The organism is Amycolatopsis sp. NPDC051128 (genome assembly GCF_040682715.1).
In the GTDB taxonomy this organism is placed as follows: Bacteria; Actinomycetota; Actinomycetes; order Mycobacteriales; family Pseudonocardiaceae; genus Amycolatopsis.
Genome location: NZ_JBFBBN010000001.1, coordinates 200218 through 213553, shown reverse-complemented (window position 1 = coordinate 213553; position 13336 = coordinate 200218). Strand labels below are relative to the sequence as shown.

Below are 13336 nucleotides of genomic sequence, written 5' to 3'. Positions count from 1 at the left end.
AGATGCGGCTGACCTGCGGAAATCCGGCGAAGCTCCGGAATGCTCCGCTGTCAGCCCTCGTCGCGGCGCATGTCCCGCAGCATTCTTCTATGAAATCTAGCTCGCTCATGTGCCGCGGGGCCACCACCGTGGGTCTACTGGCGGCACTCACGACAGCAGTCCAGCGGCCGATCGTCGTGATTGCCTTAGCGGTGGGCCTGCTGATGCTGCTCCTCTTCCTCGGCGTCGTGCTGCCGGCTGTCTGGTCCACCAAACCCGCACGCCGGAAGGCCGCGACGACAGTGTTCGACCAGATCCTGGCCGCGCTCGACCGCCTTCGGCACTGATGCTGACAGTTCGACTACCTCGACGACGGGCTGCCCGTTGTGGCTGCCGAGCTTGCAGGTTCCCGGTGCGGGCATGCGGATGCGGTGACTCTGCGCTACTTTGACCGAATGATCTCCCCAAACACGGGAGATATCCCACGTGTGGGGGTTCAAGTCTCGGACACAGTATTACCCCACGGATCGCGGAATGCGATCTTGAAACACGGTCGATCGTAGGTTAGCTCGAATCGATCTCCTGCAGTCGCCATCCGGCGCCGTCGTAGATGATGATCTTTCCTGAGTCGCGCAGCGCCGCCGCCACACGTCTGTGTCGTGGTCGGTCAAGCTCCGGTGTGCTATGGCCGTCGTGTCCTTGATCTCCGAGCTGGATGCTGATCTCGTCGACGAGGTGGTCCTCGCGGATGTAGAGCGTCTTCGCTCGCTCTTGGCTCGCGCGTTGGGTGCTGGTGTGGCCGTGGCGGCAGCGGTAGGTCGGTCGCCCGTGGTTCCAGTGCGAGTCCAGCCGCCGGTCGCAAACGCCGCAGTGGATGAGCCCGGCGAGGGCGAATCGGCGAGTCTGACCGTCGTCGGCGGGGCGCGTCGCCCGGACTTGCTGCGCGGCGACGAAGTCCTGCTCCGTGATCAGCGCCGGATGGGCAGCCTTCGCCGACAGCGCGGGCGTTGAGGCTGGGCCTTCGGTGCCGGTGGCGCGGCGGTTCCAGGTTTGGCGACCGGTGTAGCGTGGATTTGCCAGGATGACGGCGACGGTGCGTAAGGTCCAGGCACTGCGGGTTCGATGCCGGTTGCGGTCTGGATCGGCGCTGGACGGGCAGGGGATGCCGCGTTCGTTGAGGTGTCGGGCGATGCTGGCGATGCTGTGTCCGGCGAGACGCTGGCGAACATCCAGGCGACGTGGGGTGCGGTTCGGGAATCGGGGGCGAGGCGCTGGAGGCGTCGGCTCCAGCGGGCGTCGGCGGAGTTGGGGTGGGGGCCGGCGTCGACGAGCTGTAGCCGTAGGGTGGTCGGCCGCCGAGGTAGCGGCCCTGTTGGGTGGCCTGGTTGTGCATCGCGGCCAGCACCCGGTGGCGGGCGCGGAGCACTTCGCGCTGCGACTGGGTCGCGAGAAGCGACAGCAGAGCTCGGTCATCGCGGTTAGCGAGATCGACGGGGCCTCCTGTCTCAGGCAGCCACAGCTGGATGCCGTGCCGAGTGCACCAGGTGTAGAGCGTGGTGAACTGGGTGCCGGTGAAGGCTCGCTCGTACTCGCCGACCACGATCGCATCGATCACGGATTCTGGACTCGAGGCCGCGGCCATGAGCTGGGCAGCCCGCGGTCGCTGTCGCCACGGGACGCGGCGTGAGGTGCCGGCGTCGAAGTAGGTGGCGACGACCTGACCGTGGCCGGCGATGAGGTGCTCGGCCATGTCGCGCTGCCAGCCCCGTGACGACACGCGGTCTTGATGGCGGGAGGTCGAGGTTCGGCCGTAGAACGCGAACCGCAAGCCACTGCCATGGTCAGGGTAAGCAGTGGTGGTGGTTGTCGGTTTCTGGCCGTTCATCCACTGCGCAAGCAGATCAGCCGTGCCGGCAGGTGATGCGGCCACATGACGTGGAGGTGGGTGCGGTGGGATCATGCTGGACGGATGTAACGGCCGTTGGGTCATGACGGCACGCTCCGAGCCGTTCATCCGATCAGCCCAGCCGCGCCGCGTCATCTATGCCCGTATAACACCCTATGCGGCGATGCTCTTACGCCAACCTTGCTTTCTGTCGGGGCGGCATGACGATCTTACCTACGATGGATGTTGAGATGGCCTCGACGCTGACAAATGCGTCCGGCACACAGTAGCCGAGAGCCTGCCCTAACGTAGTAATTCAGCTGCTCGTCGTTGCCGTCGGACGACGAGACGAACCACTCTGTGGTACGCCTACTCTTCTCGCCTGGGAGATCGATGACCGCGGGTCTCTCAACGGCGGGGCTGCATCGTGAGGTGGTTCCTGAGTTTGATGCAGGGGATCCACACGTTTGATCTGATCAGGTACATGTTGCGGGCCCGGACCACGGGCTGGCTGGGCCAGTAAATGCGTCGTCGTTCACCGAACCGTCACGCCGTAGAAATCGATACTCTGCGGACATCGATTCGCATGTGCCCGGCATTCGATGGCAGCTGGAGAATTCGTCGGCGGACGAGGTTATAGCGAGTCGTCGATGGTCGGCCTGCGCATGCCGTCGTCTGCAACCGCGCGGTGTTGGAAAATTTGGCAATGTCAGTCTAGTTGCGCCCGGCTAGGCCGACCGCGTATTCATGGGCGCTATCCTCGCTGCCGTGAACGACATGTCGGTCACCCGCGCGTTTGTTGAAGTCCTCGCTACCGATACCGTCGTTGAACGCCGGTGTGAACGGGAAGATAGCCTTTGCTATGAGTTCATCTGGCCAGTGGTCGCGATGGGCGTTAACAGCCTGCCATATCGTGCCCTGGCCACCGCAGAAATGGTCTGGGAGACATACGTTGTTCATGTCGACGTGGTTGTGCTGCTGGTGACGAACTACTACCGCGGGGCCAAGTGCTTGTTCAGCAACGCCGCGCGGCTAACTGGCTACCGGTTTGCTGCCGACACTCTGCACTCCGAACCGTCCGCGGTGTGAGCGGGAAAGCGCCCGTCCCGCTTCAGTCGAAGCTTCTTGCCGCAGTTGGGGCATGGGTTTCCAGCTCGTGGGCGGCGGCATCCGCCTCTCGGGGGTTCGGTGGTGTAGTCGGTGGTTCCTGATCCTGGGCATTCTTTCTGGGCCCATCCGATAAATTCGATCTTGTCGGAGTAGTGTTTAGGTACTGTGCCGTCCTTGTTCTTGCGGAGTTCGAGGCAGCAGTAGCCGCAGTGCATGTCGGGACTCCTCTGCAAGTCTAGGCGAGGTGCGGGCCTATTGGTTCTGAGTGTTGTCGTCGGAGCCTGTCGTGCCGGCCGAAGGCGGTTTGAGTGCTGCAAGGTCATTGATCGTTGCAACAACAACGTTCCAGGCGATCCGTACAGTACTGTCTTTCGGCGAGTAACCCTCGGTGAACTGTTTTTTCGGGTGCACGAGGTTGCGGTGGTTGCGCAGGACGTGGGCGTAGTCGACGACGTCTTTAGGCAGCCAGCCCTTAGCCTGCGCGAGGTTGATGAGGCTCTGCAGGTGATCAGTGGGGGCGGGGCCGTCGCTGTGCTGGCTCAACGCGACGTCGTAGAGCACTCCCTCCAGAATACTGCCGAGCATGATGATCGCCGCGGTGGGCGCGCCGCCGCGCCAGCACGCTTGTGCCTCGTCGAGCCGCGCTTTGAGCTGCTCTCCGAAAGCGACGTCACTGACGACGTCGGCCAGGCTGGCGGTCAGCTGGACCGGTGCTTGCATCGCGGGCCGGTTCATCGTCGGGGTCTGGGCGATGAGGACGGGCCGGCCGGATTTGTAGATGACCTGGTAGCCCTCCACAGCGAGCAGTTCGTTGAGTTCCTGGGTGACCAGGACCCGCGTTTCGTCGTCGTCGAGGTACTCGCGCGGGTCAGCCAGCCGTAGCAGGATCGCCTTGAGGGCCTCGGGGTCGCGGCGGCGGCCGCGCAGGGTTTCGAGAACCGCTCGGTAGCGGCCGCCGTCGAGGTCCTTGACGCGGCGCCAGCCAGCGGCGTTGAAGAACCGGGTGATCTCGTTGGCGGTGCGGTAGTGGCGGGTGCCGTCGTCGCCGCAGATGAGATTCGCTAGCCGGTCGAGGATGTTGTCGTCCAGTTCCACCGTGATGTCGTCGCTGGGGCGTTCGGTCGTGCTGGTCACAGGGTGCTCCCCTCGGAGGTTTCGGCGTCGTCGTCGGGCAGGGCCACGGGTGTCCAGTCGCCGGGCTGTTGCGCGTGCTCGGTGACGTCGTGAGGGTGGATGCCGCGTTCGTCGAGGCGCTGCCATAGCGGTTCCAGTTCGCGATCGGGGTCGAATTCGAACTCGCTTTCCCGTATACGGACCACGTCCCAGCGCATGCGGCGCAGTTCGCGGTCGCGGCGGGCGTCGGAGATCTGCTGGGCGGTGCTGGTGTGCCAGAGATGCCCGTCGCATTCGACGGCGAGCCGGCCGCCGTCACCCACGACGACCAAGTCGAGGCGTCGGGTGCCGACTTCGTACTGGGGAACGACGAAGTAGCCGCGCCGCTTGATTTCGCGGAACACCTTCTGTTCGAACAGCGACTCGAACGGCTTGGTGCTGGTGGTGTCGCTGACCTCTTCCAGGCTTGGGGAGGTGCCGAACACCGACGGCGGTGTGAGCATGTAGCCCATCAGCGAGGCGCGCAGGTCATCGGGTTTGAGGTCGCCGATGCCGACGGAGGTGTAGAGCCACATCTGGTCCTTGGCGCGACTGGCCGCGACGTTGTAGGCCTGCTGGGCCAGCTGCGCGCGCTGGGCGCGAGGCGCGTCGGCGACCACCATCGACAGGAAGATCACGTCGCGTTCGTCGCCCTGGAAGTTGGCGGGGATGCCGACCCGGATTTTGCGCTGCTGACGATCCTCGGCGGAGATGGCGGCGTTGATTTCGTGTTCGAGCAGCCGGATCTGCCCAGTTCCCTGCAGCACGACGATCCCGAACGTCTTGCCGTCGTAGCGCGGGTCGTCAAGGCATTCGGCGAGCTGGGCAACGATGCGTTTGGCCTCGGTAGGGTTGCGGCGGCGGGTGTCGCGCCCCTCGACGTAGCCGCCCTCGACGGTCACCACCTTCAGCGGTTCCAGGTCGGCGGCGGTGCGTTCGCGCAGCGGGATGAGCCCGGGCCGGTCGGCGTCGCCGTAGAACTGGGTCGAGGACCAGGTGATGATCTCGGGCATGCAGCGGAAGTGCTCGCGCAGCCGCACCACGGCGTCGCGGCCTGACCGGGCTGAGAGCAGCCCGTAGAGGTGGGATTTGGCGGTGAAGTTGAGCCGGATCTCCTCGTCGATACCGGCCAGGTGTTCATGCAGGCTGGCGAACAGCGCTTCGGTTTTGCCGAGCCGGTTGCCGCCGGGGGTGCACTGCTTGTCGTCGCCGACCACGATCACCCGCGGGGCCATCCACAGCAGAAACAGCTGCTCGACGCCCACCTGGCTAGCTTCGTCGACGATGACGACGTCGAAACAGTCGCGGACCGCGCTGATGTTTTCCAGCAGGTTCGGCAGCGGCACCACCCACGCGGGCACCGCGTCCTTGGCTTTCTCCATCGCTTGCCGGGCCGCTTTGCGGTATTCGCGGACTTTGCTGCCGCCGCCCGCGCCGACGTGGCTCATGTGCTCGCGGTAGCTGCGCAGCGCCCGGGCATGAGCGTCGGTCATCCGGTTCAAGCAAGCGCTGAGCGCCTGGACCCCGGCGAGCTGGCTGGTGACTCGTTCGATCTGGTCTTCCACAGAGTCGAACTCGGTGACCAACCGGCGTTCGTCCTCGGCGTTGCGGGTGGCGAAGATGAATTGCTCGGCCTTCGACCAAGCCCACGCCGCGGGCAGGTCGCCCAGGCGCTGATCCCAGGTCGGGTCGTCGGCGGTGGCTTCGAGCAGCTCAAGCAGAGCGGGGTGCACACCTCGCACGGTGCGGGCGAGCTGGGCGCGGCGGTGTTCGGCGGTGCGGTCGCGGCGGGCGTGGTCGAGGGCGTCGAGGCCGGTGCGGTAGGCGTCGAGGTCGCGGTCGGCGACGGCTTTGACCAGCAGCGCGAGTTCGGAGCAGGCGTTGTCGGTGGCTGCCCAGGCGGCGACCTTGCGTTGCAGCGCCGCGACTTGATGGCGGGCCTGTTCCAGCGCGACGTAGTTGAGCGCGGCGGGGACGGCGTCGAGGGTGCGGACGAATGCGGCGACGGTGGACAGGTCGATCGACTGGCCGGCGCGCTGCAACGTATCCCGGATTACGCCGTGGATATGGGCGAGGGCGACGATGTGGTCGAGCAGCCGTGTGTTGTCGGCGAGCTCGGACAGGGCGCGCGTGAGGGATTTGCCGGTGATGGTCACGTCGGCCTCAGCCCACAGGCCGATGAGCTGCACGGTGGCGACCTCGGCTTCGAGCCGGTAGAGGGCAGCGTTGATCTGTGCCACGCTGTGCGGCGGGACGCCGTCAACCGTGACCACCGCGAGGAATTCCTCGGCGTTCTTCTGCGCGGCGGACTTGCCGAACTTGCGGATCTTCCCTCCGCCGGCGATGTGGTCGCGCAGAGCCCGGCCGCTGTTGAGCAGGGCTCGGGTTTTGCCGATCTCGTCCTTGCCGACGGCGGGCAGTTCGACCGCGAACTGCAGGCCGAGGTCGCGCATCTGCTGCTGGAGCCGGTCGGCGGTCTCCCGTTCGGCGTGCAGGCGTCGCCACAGGCCGTGGTGCCGGCCGGCGAGGTGGTCGTCCACGGCGATCCCGGCCCAGCTGCCTGCTGGCGGCGTGACGCTGTCCTCGCCGTAGCCGAGGCGCTGAAGCTGGGTACGGGCCTGATCGCCGAGACCGCGCAGGTACTGCAGAACCTCCGGCCCCAACGATGCGAGACGCTGCGTCAGGACGGTGGTGTCGGCGTGGGCTGTGTCACGGGCGTGCTGCTCGGAAGCGATGATGTCCGCTAGCTCTCCAGCGTCGGGCAGCTCGCGGCGCTCGGGGATCTGCTGCTCGGCGCGGATGCGCCGCCCGGGGCTGTCTTGGCGGGTCAGGGAGAGTAGCTCGAGCATGTCTCCCGTGGACAGGGGCGGCACGTCGGGCCAGGCCAGATCGACGCTCGGGATCCACCGGTAGGCCACCGCGCGTTCCTGCACTTCGTGCACGATGTCGGTCAGGGGCCCGACATAAAGGGCGGTGCTGTAACCGGGGGCGACGGGCGGGTGCTGGAGGTATTCGACTTCGCGCAGCTGCCGGATCTTCGTGTTGAGTTCGGCGCTGCGGGCGAGCAGGGTGTGGCGTTCGTCGGCGAGCTGCTGGGCGCGGCGCGGCAGCCCCGCGGTTTCGGTCGAGCTAATCGCCGTGGACAGGGCGTCAATGCCGCGTTCGAGCTCTTTGGCGGCGTCCTTGCTGCCCCCGGCAAGCAGCACGCACAAGCTGCGCAGGTCGGCGGGGATCTTGTCACGGAGAACCTTGAGGGCCTGGTCTTTCTGGCTGGTGACCAGGACCCGCATCCCGCGGGCGAGCAGCGCGCTGACCAGGTTGGCGATGGTGTGTGTCTTACCGGTTCCGGGCGGGCCTTGGACAACGACCCCGATCTCGCGCCGCAGCAGGTCGATGACCCGTTCTTGCTCAGCGTTGGTCGGCAGCGGGAACAGCGGGTCGTCGCCGAGCATGTCGCCTGTGGGGGCGTTCTGCGCTGTGAGCCACCGGCCGCGGGTATCGGCTTCGGTGTCGGCGACCAGCTGCGCCAACGCGACCGGAACCTGCGCGTCGGGCTCACGCAGCTGCTGCGCGATTTTCCGGTAGGTGTCAGCGAGCAGTTCCCGGCTGCGTGGTCGCAGCAGCAACGCCGGCGACGGTGACAGCTCAAGACGGTCCGGCAGCTCGCCGGTGACCTCCTCGGGGTGGCGGAGCGCGGTGAATTCGTCGGCGATGGAGAGCCCGAGCCACTCTTCGACGTCGTCGAGCAGCGCCGGTTCCAGGAGGCCGGTGTCGCTGTCGAGGACGGCCTGGCGGGTGGTGCGGCCCCGGTCGGGCTGATAGCCCTCGACCTCGTTGAACAGGGCCTTGTCTTCGAAGCGGCGTTTCCCGCCGATGAACGAGACGGTCACCTCGGCGGTGTCGCGGGCCAGCTGCGGGCGCACCGGCTCGGTGAGGAGGTGCCGGCGAATCTCGTCCCCGTCTGTGGTGAGCCACCGCACAAGGCCGACCGCAAGCACGAATTCGTACTCGTCATCCTGCTGTTCGAGGGTTTTCGCGGCCCGTTCGAGGGATTCGTAGAGGTCGCGGCGGGCACGGGAGCGCAGCTGGTCCCGGCTCCACTCGCGCCACTGCGCAAGCCACCGGTCGAACGTTTGCCGGACGCTGGCTGGCGGCGCTATCGCGTGTTCCTGGGCGACGTCGGCGGGCCCGGCGGCGAGCAGACGGGGCGGTTGGCTGTCCGGTCCGCGAACTTCGGGCGAGTCGATCCAGCCAGCCAAGGCAGCGGGCGGCCGCGGCTCGAGAACCGTTTTCGGTGGCCGGACGCGCAGCAGAACGTCGTCGGCTGCCTTCGGGGTCAGTGCCACCCCGTCGGGAAGGTGATCGAGCCAGATCACTGGATCCGGCGCATCGCGCTCATCAGCGGTGATGTCGCGATTGGGGTCGCGGTTGGCCGCATCGGTGACTTCGGCGAGGAAGTCCGTGAGGCTGATGGTCTGATCGAGCACGTCGCGGTCGCTGGGAGTTGCGGCCATGGTCACCTTCCCCTGGGAGTGATCAACCGGGCAGCTTCCCCGATCGGCGGCCGATGATGCAATCCGCAACTTGTCAGTAACCCCTGTTTGGAGCAGTCGTGATGGTTGCGAGGTGACGTGAGAAAGGCCGGTGCCTCGTACCCTGAGGCCACTTTTGCGGAGGTGAACCTGATTCTCGGGTCATGAGTTGGATAAGTCGAGGTCGGAGGTATGGGAAATTCTAACCGGACCGTGGCTGTCAACATGATCACTATGGCTGGATGAATCTGCCGGCAATTGGACAAAAACATGACAATTTCGTTGGTTGCCAGCTAGTCTGCCGTGCCCGTCATGCATCTATGAGGGCTACTACCCAAAGCAACAGACGAATGTCGCAATGTAGCCAACATCGAAGAGACGCCTCTTCGGTCAACTACCGCGTTGAGTGCGACTTTCGGCTCGTCAAGCGCTGCGTGCTGCGCCGGTAGCGGAGGTCATGTCGAGCACGGTCCGTCAGAACTGTCTACAGAGCGATGTCACCCGATCTCGTGCTTGCCGATCTCGCGTCGGAAAGCGATCCTAAGGCGTTCCGACGTCGAGGCCCGGTACGAGTGACCGGCCCGGCGCCGGGAGGAAAGGAGAACGCCGCCATGACGGAGCGGCACGAGCCGGTCGGCGAAACGCAGGATTCGGTGCTTCTGCAGAGGCGGCGCCCGATCCATCCTGCCCTGGCACGAGCGCACGATCAGTTGACCCGAACCGAGCCCGCCGAGATCACCAGCTACGACCGGATGCATCACCGGCACAACCGCTCGTAGCGGGAGAGAGCATGTCGACGGACGTCCCGGACACCATCGCGGGAGCGGCCACCTTCACCACGTTCCTGGTAAAGGTGGCCGCTCGCTGCAATCTCAGCTGTGACTACTGCTACATGTACAAGCACGCCGACCAGACGTGGCGAGAGCAGCCGCACGTCATCTCCCCGGAGGTCGCCGAACAGGTGGCCGGCCGGATCGGCGAGTACGCGCGCGAGGCCGCGCTTCCCGAACTGCTGGTCGTCTTTCACGGCGGCGAACCACTCCTGGCCGGCGCCGCCCGCCTGACCTGGTTTCGGAAGCTCATCGCGGACGCGTTGCCGGACACCACGACCGCTCACTTCTCATTGCAGACAAACGGTGTGCTCCTGGATGACGAGCGGCTCACGACGCTCGCCGACGGCGGAATTGGGGTATCGATCTCCCTGGACGGTCCGGCCACGGTCAACGACCGGCACCGAAGTCTGGCCGGCGGCGGTTCGAGCCACTCGGCTGTGATGGACGCGATCCGGCGGCTGCGGACACGGCCGGAAACCTTCGCAGGCGTGATCGCCGTGATCGACCCCGACGCAGACCCGCGGGAACTGCTCGAGTTCTTTGCGGAGCTCGATCCGCCCTCACTCGATCTCCTGCTCCCCGATGCGAACCATTGCACACCTCCTCCAGGTCGAGACCGTGATCCGCAGCGGTACGAGCGATGGCTGGTCGAGGCTTTCGACATCTGGTTCGACGACTACCCGACCCTGCCGATCCGCACCTTCGACGCCATCCTCGCCGCGACAGCCGGTGCGCCCAGTCCGACGGACGCGTTCGGCTTCGGCGACGTGAGCCTGCTCTGCATCGAAACCGACGGCGGGTACCACGACCTTGACGTCCTGAAGATCACCAAGCCTGGCCAGACGAACCTCGAACAGAGTGTCTTCACCAGCACAGTGGCCGAAGTCGCCCGGTCTCCCAAGATCCAGGAACACCGCCGTCTGCTCAGCCCCGCGGGAGTCGCGACCGAATGCCGAAGCTGCCCGGTGGTCGACGTCTGTGGTGGCGGCGCCGTACCACACCGCTACTCCGCGGAGGGTTTCGCCAACCCTACGGTGTACTGCGCGGAGATGCTCACGCTGATCTCTCACGTCCGGACCCGGTTGCACGAGACTCTGCAAGCCGAGGCCGCGCAATTCGACCGCCGCGGTGGGTCAGGGCGTTACAACTTGGCTGCTTTCGACAAGGCCGCGACCGCGGTCACGATCACGGATTCGCTGGTCGACACCTGGCAAAGCGAAACCGTCCCGCAGCTGGCCCGGATCGCGGAACAGCTCGCAGCCGACGACCGGCAGCCGAGTTCCGTCCGAGCCGCTGCCCGGTCGTTGACCGAAGTCGCGTCGACGGAGCTGGGACGCCTCTCCCGGCAACCGAGTGTGTCCTTGTGGGTGCGCGCACACGAGGCCGCGCGGCGCGGGCAACCTCTGCTCGGTGTGGACGGAGAAGCACTGCGCTTCGATCCCACCTACGTTGCGAACGTTGCTCGGCTCTTCTCGGAACCAGCCCGCGAAACTCGGATCCACCGACCCGACCCTTGGCTGCGTTCGCCCTTCAGCGCCCCGATCAGGTTCCTGACAGACGACGAGGCGACGACCGGACCGAGTCGTGTCAACGCTGCGATGGAGTGGATCCGTCGTTACGACGCCGTGCTCGCGGCCGAGATCTTGAACTTGAGTCCCGAGGTCCAGTTCGTCACCGACGAGTCCGCTCACCCGGACAAGGTTGTCTCCTTCAGCGACGACGTGGTCCCTGGTTGCCTGTTCATCGGCCTGGGCGCGCATCCCGGTGCAGTAGACGTCTACGATCTTGCCGACAGCATCATCCACGAGCACCGGCACCAGAAGCTGTACCTGCTGGAACGCGAAGTCGACCTCATTATCCCCGGCCAGCCGTTCGTTCCCTCACCCTGGCGGGAAGAGCTTCGGCCGCCCAGCGGCCTGCTGCACGCGGCCTGGGTGTTCGTCGAGCTGCTTGGGTACTGGCGATTCGTCGAGACGTCCTCCGATGTGGCCGCCACCGTCCGGAGCCGGGCCGCCAACCAGGTAGCAGTGTCGACGGAGAGACTGAGCCGAGCATGGAAGACGTTGGACAACGTCCAGACGACACCGGCCGGAGACGAGCTCATCCTGGCGCTGAGGGAGCGGTCCGCGACTTGAACGAACCCGCGGTCTTCCTACCCGGATCGGCGCTTCCCGAGAACTCGTCGGAACGTGACCGTTTGCTCCAGGACTACGTGGCCGAGCGTGTTCCGCATAGTAGCCGGACCGACAGCGGGGACTGGGTGGTGCGCCTGGCCGTACCACCGTCCGCCGACTACTACATCGACCCGGAGTTGGACTCCGGACTCCGCTGGTGGGGTCCGGGCACCGCCATTGCCGACGTGCCGTTCGCGCACAAGCGCGTTGGCGGGGTCGGAATCAGTCTGTCGGACGCCTGGACGCTGGCGTTCTGGAGCGATTACTTCGCGCAGGCCGGTGGTGTTCCTGCGCGTATCACCGTGCTTCACCTGGACGACCATGACGACCTCATGACTCCACGGCTCGTCGCCTCGGCCGGCGGCTCGTTCACCGACCTTGTGACGGGCCTCGAGTTCACGCTTGCGGAGCCGGCCAGCGTCCGGTCCGCGATCGGCAGCGGCGCGATCGGCATGGGCAGCTTTCTGGCACCAGTGCTCCACACGGCCGAACACACTCGGATACTGCACCTGTGCGACACCCGGTACGCGGCGCAGCGCCAAGGCGAATTCAGCATCTTGGCGGTCCAGGAAGCGGATGCACTGTTCCGGCCCGGCTCCCCACGTCCAGCCGCGCGCCTGGCACCCGGCTCCCGGAACGCATCCGACAACCGCGGCTCGTACGAGGTGGGCGCTGACCTGCCGACGCTGCTCAGCCACCTCACCGACGACCCCGTCTTCCTGCACATCGACCTCGACTACTTCAACAACCGGTTCGATGGCGATTCCGATTGGCATACGGCGGCCGAACGCCACGATCCTCCTCGTGACCGCGTGCTGGACCGGGTTGAAACGGTGCTTGCACAGCTGCGACCGATCCAGTCCCGGATCGTCGATGTCACGATCGGGATCTCACCGGGCTTCTTCCCTGCGGAGTTCTGGCAACCGGTCTGCGAAAAGCTTCTCGGTGCCCTGTCCGTTCTCTGACCTCGAACCTCACGGACGAACAATGGCCAACACGGGCAAGAAGCCTGGTACGGGACGTCGGCGGCAACCGCGGCGTCGCACCGCACCGCCCGCTGGTGTCCCGTCCGGCCTTCGCGAACCGGTTGCGCCGGGTGATGTGACATTGCGCAAGGGGAAGGGCAGCCGAGGACGGGGCGCCGGTCAGGGCGGGGAGTACTGGCACATCGAAGTCGGCGAACAACGAGTCGGCTCGGTGTATGTCAACGTCATCGACGAACAGCCACTGGGCGAGCACGCCAGTCTGCAGATCCAGATCAGCAAGCCCTGGCAAGGCCGAGGTGTCGGTCGGACTGCCTATGCACTGGCAGTCACCGCTAGCCAGCACCGGACGATCTACCTGCACATGCGCCGCTCCAACGTCGCCTCGGCACGGGCTGCGCAGCACGCCGGTTTCCGTGAAGTTGTCCTTCCGGGACTTCGCCAGTGCGTCATGGTTTCGCGAAAGGACGATTCCGCATCCAGCTCCAGTGCTTCGGCCGGTGAATGAACGGGCGAACCAGTGGGGATGGTGGCGTGATCAGTATGGGCCCGGGCTAGTACTGCAACGGCTCTGAGTTGACTCCGGCCCGCATGGGCGGACGAAGTGGCGACGCGGCGTGCTGTTGGACTGGCGCATTTGAACCGGGTTGCGTATCGGCGAAAACGTCGCATTCCTCCGCGGTTTACC

General features: G+C 65.9%; 9 protein-coding genes and 1 pseudogene. 6 read left to right on the top strand and 4 right to left on the bottom strand.

Annotation, left to right across the window (positions count from 1 at the left end; all coding sequences use genetic code 11):
• The first annotated feature begins 2 nt into the window (after window positions 1–2).
• A complete protein-coding gene (locus AB0M82_RS00965; RefSeq protein ID WP_364716244.1) occupies window positions 3–326 on the top strand; it encodes a hypothetical protein in 324 nt (107 codons plus the stop codon).
• 217 nt (window positions 327–543) lie between these two features.
• Here the strand turns inward: AB0M82_RS00965 and AB0M82_RS00960 are convergent, their stop codons facing one another.
• Both AB0M82_RS00960 and AB0M82_RS00955 read right to left on the bottom strand, forming a co-directional pair.
• Window positions 544–1452, bottom strand: coding sequence for a recombinase family protein (locus tag AB0M82_RS00960; protein WP_364716242.1), 909 nt, complete (start codon window positions 1450–1452; stop codon window positions 544–546).
• Window positions 1409–1864 (bottom strand): annotated as a pseudogene (locus AB0M82_RS00955) (recombinase family protein); the annotation flags it as partial. The gene AB0M82_RS00960 and the pseudogene AB0M82_RS00955, both read right to left, overlap by 44 nt.
• Before the next feature lie 768 nt (window positions 1865–2632).
• Between AB0M82_RS00955 and AB0M82_RS00950 the strand changes: the two are divergent.
• Window positions 2633–2953 (top strand): hypothetical protein, encoded by a 321-nt coding sequence (locus AB0M82_RS00950; protein ID WP_364716239.1) that lies wholly within the window; start codon window positions 2633–2635, stop codon window positions 2951–2953.
• Between the two features lie 273 nt (window positions 2954–3226).
• Here the strand turns inward: AB0M82_RS00950 and AB0M82_RS00945 are convergent, their stop codons facing one another.
• Together AB0M82_RS00945 and AB0M82_RS00940 are read right to left on the bottom strand one after the other, a co-directional pair.
• Window positions 3227–4108, bottom strand: coding sequence for a DUF4145 domain-containing protein (locus AB0M82_RS00945; protein ID WP_364716237.1), 882 nt, complete (start codon window positions 4106–4108; stop codon window positions 3227–3229).
• The gene (locus tag AB0M82_RS00940) at window positions 4105–8640 is read right to left on the bottom strand and encodes an AAA domain-containing protein (protein ID WP_364716235.1); all 4536 of its coding nucleotides are present in this window, start codon (window positions 8638–8640) and stop codon (window positions 4105–4107) included. The genes AB0M82_RS00945 and AB0M82_RS00940 overlap by 4 nt, the downstream gene beginning before the upstream one ends.
• Window positions 8641–9269: 629 nt before the next feature.
• On the opposite strand from AB0M82_RS00940, the gene yhhA reads away from it, so the two are divergent.
• From yhhA to AB0M82_RS00920, 4 genes are read left to right on the top strand one after another with little or no spacing between them, the layout of a single operon-like run.
• On the top strand, window positions 9270–9437 hold the full coding sequence (gene yhhA / locus AB0M82_RS00935) for a YhhA family cyclophane-containing RiPP (protein ID WP_364716232.1): 168 nt from the start codon (window positions 9270–9272) through the stop codon (window positions 9435–9437).
• An 11-nt stretch (window positions 9438–9448) separates the two neighbouring features.
• A complete protein-coding gene (yhhB, locus tag AB0M82_RS00930) occupies window positions 9449–11626 on the top strand; it encodes a cyclophane-forming radical SAM/SPASM peptide maturase YhhB (RefSeq protein WP_364716229.1) in 2178 nt (725 codons plus the stop codon).
• Window positions 11623–12630, top strand: a complete 1008-nt coding sequence (locus AB0M82_RS00925) for a hypothetical protein (RefSeq protein ID WP_364716226.1) — start codon at window positions 11623–11625, stop codon at window positions 12628–12630. Before yhhB ends, AB0M82_RS00925 begins: the two co-directional genes overlap by 4 nt.
• 22 nt (window positions 12631–12652) lie before the next feature.
• Window positions 12653–13156, top strand: coding sequence for a GNAT family protein (locus tag AB0M82_RS00920; protein WP_364716223.1), 504 nt, complete (start codon window positions 12653–12655; stop codon window positions 13154–13156).
• The last annotated feature ends 180 nt before the right edge of the window (window positions 13157–13336 follow it).